This is a genomic window from Paenibacillus sp. FSL L8-0158 (assembly GCF_038592965.1).
Lineage (GTDB): Bacteria > Bacillota > Bacilli > Paenibacillales > Paenibacillaceae > Paenibacillus > Paenibacillus polymyxa_D.
In genome coordinates this window covers 4,941,120-4,957,953 of the sequence record NZ_CP151949.1, presented here as the reverse complement: position 1 = coordinate 4,957,953, position 16,834 = coordinate 4,941,120, and the positions used below count along the sequence as shown (strand labels likewise).

Below are 16,834 nucleotides of genomic sequence, written 5' to 3'. Positions count from 1 at the left end.
AGATTGGATATTTTGGATATTAACGAAAAGGCAGGCCGTGGAAATGTAGATCCTGTGAGAGTGAAGTTCCGCATTATGGTTACAACCGATCTGCATGTCAGCTTGTGGAATTACGATTATTATACGGATCAGGAAACGCTGCATTATGGTCTGGCGCAAACAGCCAGCTTGATTCAAATAGCCCGGGCGGAGGTACCCAATCACCTGCTGCTGGATAACGGAGATGTGATTCAAGGGAATCCAATGGGAGATTATGCTGTACAGCGAATCCAACAGGACCCAAGCGCGGTGCATCCCGCCTATAAAGCCATGAATCTGCTTGGATATGAGGCAGGCAATATCGGGAATCATGAATTTAACTACGGACTGGAATATTTGCAGACTTGCCTTCGAGGAGCGCAATTTCCTTATGTGAATGCCAACATTTATATAGCGGGAGAACAAGAACAAAATTACTTTACACCTTATCTGTTGCTGGATAAGACGGTGGAGGATGAAGTAGGCGGTAAGCATCTATTGAAGGTGGGGGTCATCGGCTTTGTGCCTCCGCAAATTATGCAATGGGACAAGGCGTGGCTGGAGGGGAAAATCATCGTCAAAGATATGCTGGAAACGGCAAGACGGTTTATTCCAGAAATGAAGGCGGCAGGAGCTGATCTGATTATTGCCATGCCCCATGCTGGCTTTGAGGATATTCCCGAAACAATGGATATGGAAAATGCGGTGCTGCATCTCAGCAGGGTGGAAGGGATCGATGCCATTGTGTTTGGTCATGCACATAAAGTATTTCCAGGACCTTCGTTTATGGGGAAAACAGGTGTTGATGTAGAGCGAGGTATCATCCACGATATCCCAGCCGTGGAGCCGGGCTTTTGGGGGGATCATCTGGGTATCATTGATCTGGAGCTGGCCTTTAGTGGAGGGAAGTGGCAAGTGGCTGCATCTGCTGCCGAGGTACGCCCGGTGTATGATCCGATACGCAAGGAGGCGCTGGTACAACCGGATACTGCCATTCAACTGGCGGTAGCAGAAGAGCATGCCGGAACATTGGAGTATATTCGTGCACCTGTAGGTCAGACGACGATGGCGGTGAACAGCTTTTTTGCTCAGGTGATGGATGATGCTTCGGTTCAGCTCGTGAATGATGCGCAAATGTGGTATGTGAAGCAGCAGATGCAAGGGAGCGAGTACGAAGGATTGCCCGTTCTGTCGGCAGCAGCTCCTTTTAAAACAGGCGGCAGATATGGCCCATCGTACTATACCCATATTCCGGCAGGGACGTTGGCGATCAAGCATATCGCCGATCTGTACAATTTTCCGAATACGTTGCATGTCGTTCGACTGACCGGAACGGAAATCCGGGAATGGCTGGAGTGGTCTGCTGGACAATTCCGGCAAATTGATCCTTCAGCAGAACAAGAGCAAGAGCTGATTAATTCTGATTTTCCAAGCTTTAATTTCGATATCATCGACGGCATCAGGTATCAGATTGATGTAACACAGCCCGCCAGATATGATGCTGACGGGGGCCTAAAGGACCCAGATGCACACAGAATCATTCAGATGTCTTTTAATGGCGAACCGATGGATATGCAGCGACATTATCTGGTTGTTACGAATAACTATCGCGCGTTTTCCTCTGCGCTAGTCAATCCGGGTGGAGAGCGAATTATACTTGCTTCACCGGATGAGAACCGTCATGTGCTGACCGAATACGTGCGGCATATGAAGACGTTGACGCCAAAAGCTGACGGCCATTGGTCCCTCGCCCCATGGTCAGGGCGTCCGCATGTGACGTTCCTGACCTCACCGCAAGCAACGGATGCCGCTAATGCCTATTCGGAATTGCTTTACGAAGGGTTAACGGTAGAAGGGTACGCTAAGTTTGCCATCGATTTCGGACGTTCACGGTAAAACTGCTAACTTGTTTTTGTCCTATAAGTCCACAGCATCAAAATAATAGAAATAGACTGTCCCGCAGAGGACGGTCTTTTTTCATAAAACAGATTTAGGATCGTACAAAATTCGTGATTTTATATGTCCTGAGTCGTGTTTAAAGTTATTGACCTCTCGTATAAATAGACATATACTTTGATTAAACAAATTTTGGTTTAAAAGGTAATGAAAAAGTCACCATCATTCGTTTGAGGGGGTGTCCCTTTGGAAAAAAACACCACGATCCGCGCAGAAATAGAAAAGTATATTCAAACTGAAGGCATTTCAATGCAATGTTTTGCAGATGCTTCCAAGGTAAATCCGGGTACACTTAGCGGTATACTTAATCGGAACCCACCACGGCCGATCTCAGTCAATCAGCTTGATCTGATTACCGAGGCCATGGGATTGGAAGAAGGATCTTTGTTCGAGATGTATGTTGATGAATGTTTTATTCATTCCTTACCACACTGGAGGAGGTTGCGTCCGTTTCTCCTGCGTTGCTCAGAGTTGAACAAGCTGGAGTGTATACGCAGTGTACTTGGCTATTTGATGGACGATTTATCGAATGTTCCTGCTATTTTTGAGACCGCAGAAGCGATGTTTGAGGATGGCAGACATGAAGCTTCCATGCTTCTGTATGATTGTGTCATCGAGAGTGAGAAGTATACCCACTCTGAACGATTGGCGATCAGCTATTTCCGTATATTCCAGATTCAGATTAAGGATAACCAACGGAACTTGAAGGCTGCAGTACAATTCCATTTGTACCGTAGTCGTCTACCGGAAATTTACGCATTGGAAGGCTTACATATGCTATCTCAAGTGTTTGCTTTAAAAATGCAATGGTCCGAGATGGAAATGTATGCGGACGAGCTAAGAGAGCTGGCGCAGGCATTGTATCGCAATCGGAACCGTTTTGGAGATGAGCACCTGGAGCTGCTTAAGCCGCTCGTTTATTACTATGCTCAGGGGCATCTGCTCAAGGCCAGTTGCTATGAGTTTCAGGGTAGATATGAGGAATCCAAGCAATGGATTGAAGGTTATGCAGATTTGAGCTGGTTTGAGGGTTTAGACGAAGAAGGCTGGAAAGTAGTCAATCTACATCGTGTATATGCACAGGGCAACCGACTTTGTACTGAAATTAAAATGGGCAACACTTCTGCAATCTATGAATATATTACTTACCTGCGTGAGCATCCGGATGAGACACTGGAAGGCTTGAACACCTTGCTCGAATCGGCGAACCGTTTCGGCTATTTCGTGGATGCCGAATTGGGACTGTTTAGTCAGCAACTCAAGAACTTCTGGGAGCTTGCACCGGAACGATGGGACACTCATTATCGCAAGCACTTTAACGCATTTCGCTTTGCATCCTTTTGTAAGGTGTATGCGGAATATTATTTCCGAAAAGGCGATTATCCCGAGGGAGTGGGACAAACACTGCATTGCTTGCAACTGTCTGTCGATAATAGCTATACCGAACATATCATTGGTTGTATGGCTTTATTTGAGCAGCATCGGAATTTTGCTACACCGGAACAGCAGCAGTTGTATCAGAGCCTGTGCCAGGGCGTACGTGCAAATGAAAAGAATCATGCCTATGATCACAGTACCGGCGGGTATTTATAATTCTAAATTTCATTCGAATTCTTCATATAACACGTTATTGCGAGGATGTTCCCGTTTCAAAAGGGGATATTCTCGTTTTTTAGCTGCTGTCGTTGCCTGTGACTTTTAGCATAGAGAGAACCGTTTTGCGCGTTGACAAGTTTCGCAAGCGGGATTAGGATAAATGCAGCACAGAAAGTGAAGGAGAGCATGAACAAATGACGATTCCCAAAACATTAACGATAGCCGGCTCCGACACAAGCGGTGGAGCAGGTATTCAGGCAGACCTGAAAACCTTTCAGGAGCTTGGCGTATATGGTATGACCGTATTGACAACCGTAGTAGCGATGGGGCCTAAAACCTGGGACCATCTTGTATATCCTGTTGCGTTGGATGTGGTAGAAGCGCAGCTGCGTACTGTATTGGAAGGTATCGGTTTTGATGCGATGAAAACCGGTATGCTAGGCTCGGTTGATATTATCGAGCTGGTAGCCAGCCATTTGAAAAAGCATGATCTGAAGCGGATTGTAATTGACCCGGTCATGGTCTGCAAGGGTACGGATGAAGTGCTTCAGCCGGAAAACACAGAGGCGATGCTGGAATTGTTGATTCCTGGCGCTGACCTGGTAACACCGAACTTGTTCGAGGCTTCGCAACTGGCGAAGAATGGACCGATCACGACACTGGAGCAGATGCAGGAAGCGGCTGCGATTATCCATGAGCGTGGAGCTAAGCATGTACTGATCAAGGACCGTGGCAAAATTCGCGCAGGTAAAGCAATGGATCTGCTATATGACGGAATCACTTTTGACTGGTTTGAAGCTGATGTTGTAAAAACAAGCTTTACCCACGGTGCAGGCTGTACCACTTCGGCAGCGGTAACGGCTGGTTTGGCTCAAGGGCTGACTGTACGTGAAGCAGTGGATCAGGCCAAGAAATTCATTACACAGGCTATTGAAGGTAGCTTCAAGCTGAATGAATTCGTCGGTCCAACCCTGCATGCGGCACATCGTTTGCAAAATCAATAAAGCATGAAGGTCTGCGACTTTGGGGAGACTTATAAATCCCCACCAGGCTGTATATATATTTAGGTTGCTTTAGGCAGCGACATCTATGATATATAAATTAGATTAGGCTCAAAAGCCGCAATACATAGTATTGCGGCTTTTGAGGTTGTATTTTATTGGAATTTCAGCTTCCAGTTTGGTCTAATCGTACTGTATAATAGGCATCAGATTTATTACATTTAAGGAGGAACCGAAGCAATGACATTATTCAGCCAAATGGCTTACAGCCGACCAGAGCAACCTGAAATTGAACAGCGGTTTAAAACGCTGTTGCAGCAGTTTCGTGAGGCGGACAGCGTAGAACGTCAAAATGAAGTGATTCATGCGATTAATAAGCTGCGCAGTAATGTGGAAACGCAATTGCAATTGGTGGAAGTTCGGCACTCCATTAATACAGAGGACGCCTTTTACAAAGCGGAGCAAGAGTACGCTGATGATTTCATGCCGGTTATTCAGGAGTATGTAACCGATTACTACCGGGCATTGGTGGATTCTCCATTCCGCAACGAGTTGGAGAGTCAATGGGGCAGCCAGCTTTTCAGTATTGCCGAGGTAGCACTCAAGTCGTTCCATCCGGATATTATTGAGGATTTACAGCAGGAGAATAAGCTGACCTCGGAATATGCTCAATTGATTGCTTCAGCAAAGATCCCGTTTGAGGGAGAAGAACGCACATTGTCGCAGCTCCTGCCTTTCGAAATGGCTACCAACCGGGAGACACGCAAACAGGCCTCCGAGGCTAAATATCAATTTATGAGTGAGCATGAGGACGAGCTGGACCGGATTTATGATGAACTGGTGAAGGTACGTACGCGCATGGCACACAAGCTGGGCTATGACAACTTCGTAGAATTGGGCTATGCCCGCTTGGGACGGACAGATTACAATGCCGAGATGGTAGCCAATTTCCGCGAGCAGGTGCTGAAGCACATCGTTCCTCTGGCAACCAAGCTGAAGGAGCGCCAGCGCGAACGGATCGGAGTAGATCAGCTTCGCTATTATGACGAGGGCTTTAACTTCCTGTCAGGCAATCCTACGCCTAAAGGAGACCCGGAGTGGATTATTCGTAATGGGGCACGTATGTATGAGGAACTTTCAGCGGAAACACATGAATTTTTCAGCTTTATGATCGAACGTGGATTGATGGATTTGATCAGCAAAAAGGGAAAACAAAGTGGAGGCTATTGTACATTTTTGAGCGAATATGGCACGCCGTTTATTTTCTCCAATTTCAATGGTACATCCGGTGATATCGACGTTTTGACGCATGAAGCAGGTCATGCCTTCCAGGTCTATGAAAGCCGACATTTTGAAATTCCTGAGTACCATTGGCCAACGATGGAGGCGGCTGAGATCCACTCTATGAGTATGGAGTTTTTCGCATGGCCCTGGATGAATCTGTTCTTCGAGGAAGATACGGACAAATATCACTTTGAACATTTATCTTCATCGTTGCTGTTCGTGCCTTACGGCGTAGCCGTGGACGAATTCCAGCATGCCGTATATGAGCACCCCGATTGGACCCCAGCAGAACGTAAAAGTGCATGGCGTTCCATCGAATGTAAGTATAAACCGCATCTGGACTATGAAGGCAACGAATATCTCGAGCAGGGTGGATTCTGGCACAAGCAGGGGCATATTTTCCAATCTCCGTTCTACTACATTGACTATACACTCGCGCAACTGTGTGCGTTCCAATTCTGGAAACGCATGAGTATCGACCGGACAGCGGCGTGGAAAGATTATTTGAAGCTGTGTCGTGCCGGGGGAAGCCGATCCTTTACCGGATTGGTTGAGCTGGCTGGACTGATCTCGCCGTTCCAAGATGGCTGTATCGCCTCTGTAATCGGAGAAATCGAAGCATGGCTGAACAGTGTGGATGATAAAAAGCTGTAAGCATAACGGTTGCACGAAAAAAAGCCGGGAACCTCTACATGATGTAGGAGTCCCGGCTTTGTGTGATTTTAGAGCAAATATAACCCTATTAATGTTTAGTGTTAAGCGGTTTAAGATTGGCTTCAATAGATGCGCGGCGCGATTCCAAAAATGGCGGTAACGCCAGCGATTCACCCAGAAACTCCAGTTCTTCATCCGTATCAAAGCCGGGCCCATCGGTTGCCAATTCAAACAGAATGCCGTTCGGCTCACGGAAGTACAAGGAACGGAAATAAAAGCGATCTACAAAACCAGAGTTGGAAATTTGCAGCTGACCAATCCGCTCTACCCATTGTTTGAGCTCTTCCTCGGTTTCAACACGGAAAGCTACATGGTGCACACTGCCGCGTCCTGGTCGCTCTTGTGGCAGATCGTTGCGCTCTTCCAGATGCACCTCAGTTCCTGTACCGCCTTCACCCGTTTCATAGATGACCACATCCGGTTGTCCAGCAACAGGGGAAGGGTAGGAGCCTTTTTTGCGGAAGCCCATAACCTGTTCAAGAATAAGAATGGTATTCTCCGCTTTGGGAATGGTCAGATGAACCGGCCCAAGTCCTACAATGCCGTATTCGGCAGGGACAGGGCTTTTCTCCCAAGGCGTGCCGCCGCGCATTCCGTGATCATGCTCATCTGAAACGAGGAAGAAGCGTTGTCCTTCAAAATCCTCAAACGAAAGTGCCAGGCGTCCCGCTTGATCCGTAATTTCACCATGCTTTACATCCAGTTGCTCGAAGCGGTTTTTCCAGTAATCCAGTGCCTTGTCGTTCGGTACCCGTAGGGAGAGCGCTGAAATGCTGTTATTTCCTGTACGAGTTTGTCCCGCATGTGGAATTTCAAAGAAAGTAACTTCCGTACCCGCAGTCCCACGCTCATCTCCGTAAAAAAGGTGATACACACTAACATCATCTTGGTTCACCGTTTTCTTAATCAACCGAAGTCCCATTACCTGAGTATAAAAATCAACATTTTTAGCCGCCGCTGCTGTAATCGCCGAAACGTGATGCAATCCTAATAGTTTCATGTCATTATCCTCCTTGGTTTTTATATGATTAGGTTTTTCTAAACAAAATAATCAGTCGGAAAACTTTTCTTTATATTTATTATCTTGATATTAAGATATATTATTTTTGATTGTTTGTCAACTTGAATTATGCATGCGCTCCAAAGACGGACAAAAATAGAAATTCGAAATAATGCAAAAGCAGATACAATGAAGCTCAATATAGCCCAAAGTAGATAGAATGAATTTTATTATAAAAGGAGTGTACTCGATGTATACGGATAAGGATTTAACGATTAGGCCCGTTAGAGAAGAAGATCTACATGCCCTTTGGACGTTAACTTTTAAGGAAGAAGCACCGGAATGGAAGCAGTGGGATGCACCCTACTATGAACATAAGCCACTTTCTTTTGATGATTATTTAAAAGAGAAGGAAAAGCGAATCGGGCAAGATGACTTTTGGATCATTGAAGTGGAAGGCAAGGTCATTGGATCTGTGAGCTACTATTGGGAGCATCAGCCTTCACAATGGCTTGAAATGGGGATAGGTATCTTTGATTCGCAGTATTGGAGCGGTGGGTATGGTACGAGGGCGCTTCGACTATGGATCACACATTTGTTTAATACATTACCTCTAGTGAGAGTGGGCTTTACAACCTGGTCAGGGAACCATCGGATGATGAAGGTGGGGGAGAAGCTGGGCATGACCCTCGAAGCCAGGCTTCGCAAGTGCAGATATTATAATGGAGAGTATTATGATTCGATCCGAATGGGGCTTTTACGGGAAGAGTGGGAGCTGTAGGCGTTCAGACAAAAATACCTTTCTGAGCATAAAAAGATGACTTCTGAATTGATCAGGAGTCATCTTTTTTATAATCCACACTGGTATTATGGACTTTCTCGGTAAATCTACTCTGACTCCCGAAGCCGCTCTACTATACTCTGTTTGTCGTTCAAAGAATAGACTGCCAGTGGAATGAATATCCCGAGCACAAGCAGAAAAGGCAATAAGGCTACAAGTGGCCATATTATAAAGTGATAGCTCAAAAACCACATTATACTGCTTAGGGGTTTCACAATTGAAATAGAAAATATGATCCCTAATAAAATGGAGAATAGGGCGGTGCCGAGAACATAATATAGCCCTTCATAGATCAGCATACCTCGCAATTGCTTTTTGGTCATGCCGATACTTTGCAGCATGGCAAACTCCTGACGCCGTGTCAATATACTCGTCAGAATTGCGTTTACAAAGTTGAGGATACCAATTAGGCCGATAATCAGACTGAGCGTGCCGCCGATCATCATGATGGTGTTTTGCATACCGGAAAACTCATTCATTGAAGTAAATTTGGATGTGTAGTTCATTACTGGCTCTGTAGTTTCGGTGTAACTTTTTAAAAAGCTCTCCATGGCCTCTTCCTGATCAGGGGATACATTAAAGGCGTAGCTCATCACAGCAGGCTGCTCCGTAAGCGGCTTGTAAATATTCGCCGGAAGATAGAAGTTATACTTACTTGAAAGGCGATCAGAATTGGTACTATATTTAATTGCAACATGACCAAGCACTGTGAATGCATGCGTAGTATACTCTTTGTCTAGTGGATCTTCTTTGGTCCCCATGTAGCTATGAAGAGTAACTTCTTCCCCCACTTTGTAACGCATATATTCCAAATAAGGTTTGCCATTGTCGTTGAGATCAACTCCCTCTAGAATATACTTACCTGAAGCCAGCTTCTCAAAATCAAGCTCACCGTCGATCAATTGCAAACGGTGCAGTGGTAAATCTTCCAACCCATATACTGCCGCAATGAAGTTGCCGCGAGAATCAGTCTCATCGTCCTCATGGGTGTATTTTCCATTCTCGACAGTAAGCACTAATCTGCCGCCGTACAAGCGACCGCCCTCTTCAAAGCCGGGCTGTGTTTGTACAGCCTGAATAAAGCTCTCGGAGGTCTCATTTTTAGGGCCGCTAAAATAGGGACGATGAAAATATTCAGCATGAGCAATGAGAAAGTCAGTGTCATTGAATTTGGATACAAACTTATCCATATCAATGCTCTGAGACAGGGTGAAGGCCGTGTTAAGAAGTACAAGGCTCAACGAAAGACTGATGACTACCAACACGGTACGCTTTGTATTGCGCCCCAAGTTGGAGCGAGCCATGTAGATCATTTTAGCGCCTTTGGTGGATTTTTTCAGCTTACGGCTGCCCTTGGTATTTCCGTCTGTGTATCTTACTGCCTCAACCGGCGAAACAGCTGCCGCAATCCTGCCTGGCTTGAAAGTGCTGATCATTACGGTAATGAGCGCGAACAAAGCCGATCCTATAAAAATCCATGGGTTGGGAGATACCGATATCTCGGTGCCAGCAAAGGTAGTGTTGTTCATAAGAATTGGTATAAGTGCTTTACCGACAAAAAAACCTGCTATTAATCCAAACGGGATTCCTATCACTGAAAGAACTAACGCCTGTCTGCGAATGATCCGGCGGATCTGCTTGCCGCTTGTGCCGATCGTCTTTAAAAGACCATAAAAACGAATATCTCGCATCACCGATATTTGAAAAATGTTATAGATGATCAAATAGCCGGTAAATACGATCAGTATCAGGGCAGAAGTAAGTGCCATGATTGTTCCCGCATCCATACTAAAATTGGTCGAGATGTATGACCAATTTACATTATTCGCGATATAGTTCGGTGCATCTTCGTCAAGCGAATACCCGCTTTCGGTAATCACTTTACTGAGCTTTCCCCGCAAATCAAGGCTATTGTCGAACATCATATATGCACTAATGGTTCCTGTATAGAAATGATCTTTTTTATAGGTGCTTTGTAATTCCTTTGCATGAGCATCGACATAGGATCTGGAGGCGAATATTTGTCCTGTGTTGAACACAGGATCGCTTTTCCACCAGCCGGAGAGGATAAAATCACGCTGTACTTCTTTACCTCGTATGTCAAGCTTTAGTCTCAAAGGTGCTCCAACCTCCAGTGGAACACCCAATAGCTGCAACGTCTTGGAGTCTGCGATTACTTCATTTTCCGCCGCAGGCTTGTGCCCCTCTTTAAGCTCAATAAAACCAAGCTTCATCCCTACATCGTCGTAATACCAGAACTCCGTATGGCGTTTTAGAAAATTATCGTTCATAACTCGATCGCTTAATATACGGTTATAAGCTATTTCCTTGATCAACGGATGATCCTTGACATGATTAAATTCGTCATCCGTTATATATTTAAGTACGGCATGTCCATCTCCACCGACCTGGCGCATGGTCGCCCGTTGTAAGTTTTCCCCAGCGCCAATCCCCATAGTGAACAGTGTTGTAAATAGCAATGAGGTTAGTGCTATGGCAACAATAGCAAAGAGGTTACGGGCTTTGTTTACTTTGAAGCTCTTATCTGCCAGCTTGCGGATTACTTTTTTGTTCTTTACCTTGATCATTTGGCATCACCGCCGACAATTTTACCGTCCTCAATACGGATGATCCGGTCTGCCATTTGCGCAATTTCCTCGTTGTGGGTAATCATCACTATCGTTTGGCGGAACTGCTGGCTGGATACTTTGATCAATCCCATCACATCCAGACTCGTTTTACTGTCCAGATTTCCAGTGGGTTCATCTGCCAAGATAATGGCGGGCTTGGCTGCCAGTGCTCTGGCAATGGCTACACGTTGCTGTTGTCCACCGGAAAGATTGTTTGGCAGATTATTCATTTTGTGGTCAAGGCCCAAGGTATGTACTATTTTATCTACGTGGGCTTTGTCTGGTTCTTTACCGTCCAGTTCAATAGGAAGCACAATATTTTCGTAGACATTCAAGACAGGTACCAGGTTGTAATTTTGAAACACGAAGCCAATCTTTCGTCTGCGAAAAATAGTCAATTCTTCGTCTTTTAATGTAGAAATATCCTTGCCGTCAATCGTAACGTTTCCGCTTGTTGGACGATCAAGTCCACCCAGCATATGGAGAAGGGTAGATTTGCCGCTCCCGGACGTACCGACAATAGCGACAAATTCACCGCTTTCCACCTCCAGATTCACCCCATCTAAGGCATGAACAGCGGTATCCCCATTACTGTAATTTTTCTTTAATGCCTGAGTTTTCAATAGGCCCATACACTTTCTCCTCCACAAAAAAATGTCTGTATCGTAGTCATCTACAGTACAGACATTAACACACTGATCTTTCTACAATCTTTCTGAAATCTAACAGTGTTGAAAGAATTCCTTTCTAAGGGAAGAGAGAACGAATTTCCTCTATAACTCGTAAAATTTATTCTGCCTGCCGAAGTTGCTCTACAATACTTTGTTTGTTGCTCAAAGAGTAAACCACTAATGGAATAAATATCCCAAGCAATAACAGTAAAGGTAATAAGACTAGAAGTGGCCAGATTATAAAGTGATAGCTCAAAAACCACATCATACTGCTTAGGGGTTTCACAATTGAAATAGAGAATATGATCCCTAATAAAATGGAGAATAGGGCGGTGCCGAGAACATAATATAGCCCTTCATAGATCAGCATACCTCGCAATTGCTTTTTGGTCATGCCGATACTTTGCAGCATGGCAAACTCCTGACGCCGTGTCAATATACTCGTCAGAATTGCGTTTACAAAGTTGAGGATACCAATCAGGCCGATAATCAGACTAAGCGTGCCGCCGATCATCATGATGGTGTTTTGCATACCGGAAAACTCATTCATTGAAGTAAATTTGGATGTGTAGTTCATTACCGGCTCTGTAGTTTCGGTGTAACTTTTTAAAAAACCCTCCATGGCCTCTTCCTGATCAGGGGATACATTAAAGGCATAGCTCATCACAGCAGGTTGCTCCGCAAGCGGCTTGTAAATATTCGCTGGAAGATAAAAATTATACTTATCTGAAAGGCGATCAGAATTGGTCATATATTTAATTGCAACATGACCAAGCACTGTGAATGCATGCGTAGTATACTCTTTATCCAGCGGAGCTTCTGCTGCTCCCATATAACTGTGAAGCGTGACCTTTTCACCCACCTTATAAAGAGCTTCTTCCATATGGGGGATGTTATGGTCATCTAAATCTACCCCTTCCAATATATACTTACCGGAAGCCAGCTTCTCAAAATCAAGCTCACCGTCGATCAATTGCAAACGGTGCAATGGTAAATCTTCCAGCCCATATACTGTCGCCATGAAGTTGCCGCGAGAGTCAGTCACATCGTCCTCATGGGTGTCTTTTCCATTCTCGACAGTAAGCACTAATTTGCCGCCGTACAAGCGACCGCCCTCTTCAAAGCCGGGCTGTGTCTGTACAGCCTGAATAAAACTCTCGGAGGTCTCATTTTCAGGGCCTTTAAAAAAGGGGCTATGGAAATATTCAGCATGAGCAATGAGAAAGTCGGTGTCATTGAAATTGGATACAAACTTATCCATATCAATGCTCTTAGACAGGGTGAAGGCCGTGTTAAGAAGTACAAGGCTCAACGAAAGACTGATGACTACCAACACGGTACGCTTTGTATTGCGCCCCAAGTTGGAGCGAGCCATGTGGATCATTTTAGCGCCTTTGGTGGATTTTTTCAGCTTACGGCTGCCCTTGGTATTTCCGTCTGTGTATCTTACTGCCTCAACCGGCGAAACAGCTGCCGCAATCCTGCCTGGCTTGAAAGTGCTGATCATTACGGTAATGAGCGCGAACAAAGCCGATCCTATAAAAATCCATGGGTTGGGAGATACCGATACCTCGGTACCAGCAAAAGCAGTGTGGTTTATAAGAAGGGGTATAAGTGCTTTACCGACAAAAAAACCTGCTATTAACCCAAACGGGATTCCTATCACAGAAAGAACTAACGCCTGTCTGCGAATGATCCGGCGGATCTGCTTGCCGCTTGTGCCGATCGTCTTTAAAAGACCATAAAAACGAATATCTCGCATCACCGATATTTGGAAAATGTTATAGATGATCAAATAGCCGGTAAATACGATCAGTATCAGGGCAGAAGTAAGTGCAATGATTGTTCCCGCATCCATACTAAAATTGGTCGAGATATATGACCAGTTTACATTATTCGCAATATAGTTCGGTGCATTTTTGTCAAGGGAATATCCACTTTCCGTAATCACTTTGTTGAGTTTTCCTTGCAAATCAAAGCTATTGTCGAACATCATATACGCATTAATTACGCCGGTAAAGGAGTGATCTTTTTTATAGGTGTTTTGTAATTCCTTGGCATGAGCATCCACATAGGATCTGGAGGCCAATATTTGTCCTGCGTTAAATACAGGATCGCTTTTCCACCAGCCGGAGAGGATAAAATCACGCTGTACTTCTTTACCTCGTATGTCAAGCTTTAGTCTCAAAGGTGCTCCAACCTCCAGTGGAACACCCAATAGCTGCAACGTCTTGGAGTCTGCGATTACTTCATTTTCCGCCGCAGGCTTACGCCCCTCTTTAATCTCAATAAAACCAAGCTTCATCCCTACATCGTCGTAATACCAGAACTCCGTGTGGCGTTTTAGAAATTTATCGTTCATAACTCGATCGCTTAATATACGGTTATAAGCTATTTCCTTGATCAACGGATGATCCTTGATATGATTAAATTCGTCATCCGTTATATATTTAAGTACGGCATGTCCATTTCCACCGGCCTGGCGCATGGTCGCCCGTTGTAAGTTTTCCACAGCGCCAATCCCCATAGTGAACAGTGTTGTAAATAGCAATGAGGTTAGTGCTATGGCAACAATAGCAAAGAGGTTACGGGCTTTGTTTACTTTGAAGCTCTTATCTGCCAGCTTGCGGATTACTTTTTTGTTCTTTACCTTGATCATTTGGCATCACCGCCGACAATTTTACCGTCCTCAATACGGATGATCCGGTCTGCCATTTGCGCAATTTCCTCGTTGTGGGTAATCATCACTATCGTTTGGCGGAACTGCTGGCTGGATACTTTGATCAATCCCATCACATCCAGACTCGTTTTACTGTCCAGATTTCCAGTGGGTTCATCTGCCAAGATAATGGCGGGCTTGGCTGCCAGTGCTCTGGCAATGGCTACACGTTGCTGTTGTCCACCGGAAAGATTGTTTGGCAGATTATTCATTTTGTGGTCAAGGCCCAAGGTATGTACTATTTTATCTATGTGGGCTTTGTCTGGTTCTTTACCGTCCAGTTCAATAGGAAGCACAATATTTTCGTAGACATTCAAGACAGGTACCAGGTTGTAATTTTGAAACACGAAGCCAATCTTTCGTCTGCGAAAAATAGTCAATTCTTCGTCTTTTAATGTAGAAATATCCTTGCTGTCAATCGTAACGTTTCCACTTGTCGGACGATCAAGTCCACCCAGCATATGGAGAAGGGTAGATTTGCCGCTCCCGGACGTACCGACAATAGCGACAAATTCACCGCTTTCCACCTCCAGATTCACACCGTCTAAGGCATGAACAGCAGTGTCTCCGTTCCCGTAATGCTTCCTTAATGCCTGAGTTTTCAATAGAGCCATATACGTTCTCCTCCACAAAAAAATGTCTGGATCGTAGTCATCTACTGTACAGACATTAACACACTGATCTTTCTACAATCTTTCTGAAATCTAACGGTATTGAAAGAATTAAGTATCCATAGAAAGAAAAATAGAGAAGGTAGAACCACGGCCGTAGCGTGATCGTACCTTGATGTACCCCCTCTCCGCAGCGATGATTTCCCTAGCTAAAAACAGTCCAATACCTACACCCTCCTGCGAGTTAACAGTGGGGGAGCGATAGAAGCGGGTAAAGATTTTACCCTGTTCTTCTTCTGCAATCCCTATACCACTGTCGGTAATATCAATTCGGCAAAACAAATCGTATGCCATCACTTTTATATTCATGCTTCCGCCTGTCTCTGTATATTTTATGGCGTTATCCATAATGTTATAGACAGCTTCACTCGTCCACTTTAGGTCAAAATAAGCATGGGTAACTGTGTCTTCCATAACAACTGAAATCCCTTTGGCGTCAGCTTTTGGCATCATTTGCTCCAGTGCAGCATCAAGGAGCTTTTGAACAGATTCTCGCCTTGGCGCTACCGTGATAATCCCCGTTTCAAGCCGCGAAGTTTTCACTAATGCATGGATCAGGAAGTTAAGCTTTTCGGCCTGTGCAGAGAGAGCTTTCACACAAGTGAACGCATCCTGCGATAATTCGTATTCACTAAGCAGTTGGGAATACAGCAAGATATTAGCCACAGGCGTTTTTGTTTGATGCGAAATATCAGAAATAAGCTCATTTATTTTATTTTTTTCCGCAAGTAAATTTTTGGAGGAAACGGTACAAATGGAAAGAAACCGTGCCAGCTTTGTCTCTACTGCAGATAAAACGGACTCGTCGAAAACATGCTCTGAAAAGTTGCCATCTATTGCAGTATCAATCATTTCCTGAATGGTTTTCATGGTTTTATGTACGTTTTTGCGATATAGAAGAATAGCAGTCCCGACAGCGAATAAAGCAATAATGGTAATTCCCATACATATGTAATTAAGTACTGCCAAATTATCTCACCGCCCATGTGTAGCCAATACCATAAACCGTCTTAATGTATCGAGGAGAAGAGGGCGAATCCTCCAATTTATCCCGCAGCCTTTTTACTGTAACTGACAAGGCATTTTCACCTACATATTCAGCTCCATCAGTCCAGATGCTATCTATCAAATGATTGCGAGAAACGGTATTGCCTCGATTATCGACTAGGATACGCAACAATTTTTGCTCAGTTTTACTTAATTCAATGAGTGTATTATTCTTAAAAAATTCCATTTTATTAAAAGAAAAAGAAAAACCATCAAGCTGAAAGGAATCGGCAAGTGGATACCTAGCTCTTTTTAGCTGAACGCCGACTCTTGCCCTCAGTACCATAAGACTGAAAGGTTTGGTGATATAGTCGTCAGCACCCAGCTCAAAACCAGTGACGACATCTGTTTCCATATCATTCGCAGTCAGAACGATGACGGGTATAGTTGTTCTTTTTCGTATATGGGTTAAAAGGTCGAGTCCACTTCCATCCGGCAAATTTACATCAAGAATCACTAGGTCAAAGGCAGTAATGTTCAATTGTTCTTTTGCAGCAGCAATGTCATACGTTTGTGTAAATACGTTGTTAGGTTCTTTAAGAGCAAGAACAATACCGTTACTCAAGGCGATATCGTCCTCGACAATTAGTATGTGATTCATCATTTTCCTCCTGTTTTTTTGATTCATCAAGTTAATGAATCCCGAATTCCAAGAACTGCTTACAGTAAAAATAGAAAAGAGTGCC

Annotated in this window: 12 protein-coding genes; 5 read left to right on the top strand and 7 right to left on the bottom strand. The window is 44.5% G+C overall.

All coding sequences use genetic code 11. From position 1 onward, the window contains the following. Nucleotides 1-3 precede the first annotated feature (3 nt). The 4 genes from NSQ68_RS22015 to NSQ68_RS22000 all read left to right on the top strand — a co-directional run bounded on the left by NSQ68_RS22015 (nt 4) and on the right by NSQ68_RS22000 (nt 6,509). Nucleotides 4-1,914 (top strand): bifunctional 2',3'-cyclic-nucleotide 2'-phosphodiesterase/3'-nucleotidase, encoded by a 1,911-nt coding sequence (locus tag NSQ68_RS22015; protein ID WP_342427183.1) that lies wholly within the window; start codon nt 4-6, stop codon nt 1,912-1,914. 246 nt (nt 1,915-2,160) lie between these two features. Beyond that, complete coding sequence (locus NSQ68_RS22010; RefSeq protein WP_342427182.1) at nt 2,161-3,567, top strand: DNA-binding protein; 1,407 nt, start codon at nt 2,161-2,163, stop codon at nt 3,565-3,567. 197 nt (nt 3,568-3,764) lie between these two features. Continuing rightward, nucleotides 3,765-4,574: a bifunctional hydroxymethylpyrimidine kinase/phosphomethylpyrimidine kinase gene (gene thiD / locus NSQ68_RS22005; protein WP_010344591.1), complete on the top strand. Its 810-nt coding sequence runs from the start codon at nt 3,765-3,767 to the stop codon at nt 4,572-4,574. Nucleotides 4,575-4,811: 237 nt separating this feature from the next. Further along, on the top strand, nt 4,812-6,509 hold the full coding sequence (locus NSQ68_RS22000) for a M3 family oligoendopeptidase (RefSeq protein WP_342427181.1): 1,698 nt from the start codon (nt 4,812-4,814) through the stop codon (nt 6,507-6,509). A gap of 88 nt (nt 6,510-6,597) precedes the next feature. Here NSQ68_RS22000 and NSQ68_RS21995 read toward each other — a convergent pair whose 3' ends face one another. After that, nucleotides 6,598-7,569: a ring-cleaving dioxygenase gene (locus NSQ68_RS21995; protein WP_104495608.1), complete on the bottom strand. Its 972-nt coding sequence runs from the start codon at nt 7,567-7,569 to the stop codon at nt 6,598-6,600. Between the two features lie 250 nt (nt 7,570-7,819). Here NSQ68_RS21995 and NSQ68_RS21990 point away from each other — a divergent pair, with 250 nt between their 5' ends. Beyond that, nucleotides 7,820-8,350: a GNAT family protein gene (locus NSQ68_RS21990; protein ID WP_342427180.1), complete on the top strand. Its 531-nt coding sequence runs from the start codon at nt 7,820-7,822 to the stop codon at nt 8,348-8,350. Between the two features lie 107 nt (nt 8,351-8,457). Here the strand turns inward: NSQ68_RS21990 and NSQ68_RS21985 are convergent, their stop codons facing one another. From NSQ68_RS21985 to NSQ68_RS21960, 6 genes are all read right to left on the bottom strand, one after another. Next, nucleotides 8,458-10,998: an FtsX-like permease family protein gene (locus NSQ68_RS21985; RefSeq protein WP_342427179.1), complete on the bottom strand. Its 2,541-nt coding sequence runs from the start codon at nt 10,996-10,998 to the stop codon at nt 8,458-8,460. Then, nucleotides 10,995-11,672, bottom strand: coding sequence for an ABC transporter ATP-binding protein (locus NSQ68_RS21980; RefSeq protein WP_342427178.1), 678 nt, complete (start codon nt 11,670-11,672; stop codon nt 10,995-10,997). The genes NSQ68_RS21985 and NSQ68_RS21980 overlap by 4 nt, the downstream gene beginning before the upstream one ends. Before the next feature lie 157 nt (nt 11,673-11,829). Next, nucleotides 11,830-14,370 carry an ABC transporter permease gene (locus NSQ68_RS21975; RefSeq protein WP_342427177.1) on the bottom strand — a complete coding sequence of 847 codons (2,541 nt, stop codon included), beginning with the start codon at nt 14,368-14,370 and terminating at the stop codon, nt 11,830-11,832. After that, the gene (locus NSQ68_RS21970; protein ID WP_342427176.1) at nt 14,367-15,044 is read right to left on the bottom strand and encodes an ABC transporter ATP-binding protein; all 678 of its coding nucleotides are present in this window, start codon (nt 15,042-15,044) and stop codon (nt 14,367-14,369) included. The genes NSQ68_RS21975 and NSQ68_RS21970 overlap by 4 nt, the downstream gene beginning before the upstream one ends. 108 nt (nt 15,045-15,152) lie before the next feature. Then, nucleotides 15,153-16,070 (bottom strand): HAMP domain-containing sensor histidine kinase, encoded by a 918-nt coding sequence (locus NSQ68_RS21965; RefSeq protein ID WP_342427175.1) that lies wholly within the window; start codon nt 16,068-16,070, stop codon nt 15,153-15,155. Between the two features lies 1 nt (nt 16,071). Further along, nucleotides 16,072-16,749 (bottom strand): response regulator transcription factor, encoded by a 678-nt coding sequence (locus NSQ68_RS21960; protein ID WP_342429151.1) that lies wholly within the window; start codon nt 16,747-16,749, stop codon nt 16,072-16,074. Nucleotides 16,750-16,834: the final 85 nt, after the last annotated feature.

Bases quoted from the DNA above. Each gene is read 5' to 3' on its own strand.
- thiD (WP_010344591.1), top strand. From the start codon at position 3,765: ATGACGATTCCCAAAACATTAACGATAGCCGGCTCCGACACAAGCGGT.
- NSQ68_RS22000 (WP_342427181.1), top strand. From the start codon at position 4,812: ATGACATTATTCAGCCAAATGGCTTACAGCCGACCAGAGCAACCTGAA.
- NSQ68_RS21995 (WP_104495608.1), bottom strand. From the start codon at position 7,569: ATGAAACTATTAGGATTGCATCACGTTTCGGCGATTACAGCAGCGGCG.
- NSQ68_RS21990 (WP_342427180.1), top strand. From the start codon at position 7,820: ATGTATACGGATAAGGATTTAACGATTAGGCCCGTTAGAGAAGAAGAT.
- NSQ68_RS21985 (WP_342427179.1), bottom strand. From the start codon at position 10,998: ATGATCAAGGTAAAGAACAAAAAAGTAATCCGCAAGCTGGCAGATAAG.
- NSQ68_RS21980 (WP_342427178.1), bottom strand. From the start codon at position 11,672: ATGGGCCTATTGAAAACTCAGGCATTAAAGAAAAATTACAGTAATGGG.
- NSQ68_RS21975 (WP_342427177.1), bottom strand. From the start codon at position 14,370: ATGATCAAGGTAAAGAACAAAAAAGTAATCCGCAAGCTGGCAGATAAG.
- NSQ68_RS21970 (WP_342427176.1), bottom strand. From the start codon at position 15,044: ATGGCTCTATTGAAAACTCAGGCATTAAGGAAGCATTACGGGAACGGA.
- NSQ68_RS21960 (WP_342429151.1), bottom strand. From the start codon at position 16,749: ATGAATCACATACTAATTGTCGAGGACGATATCGCCTTGAGTAACGGT.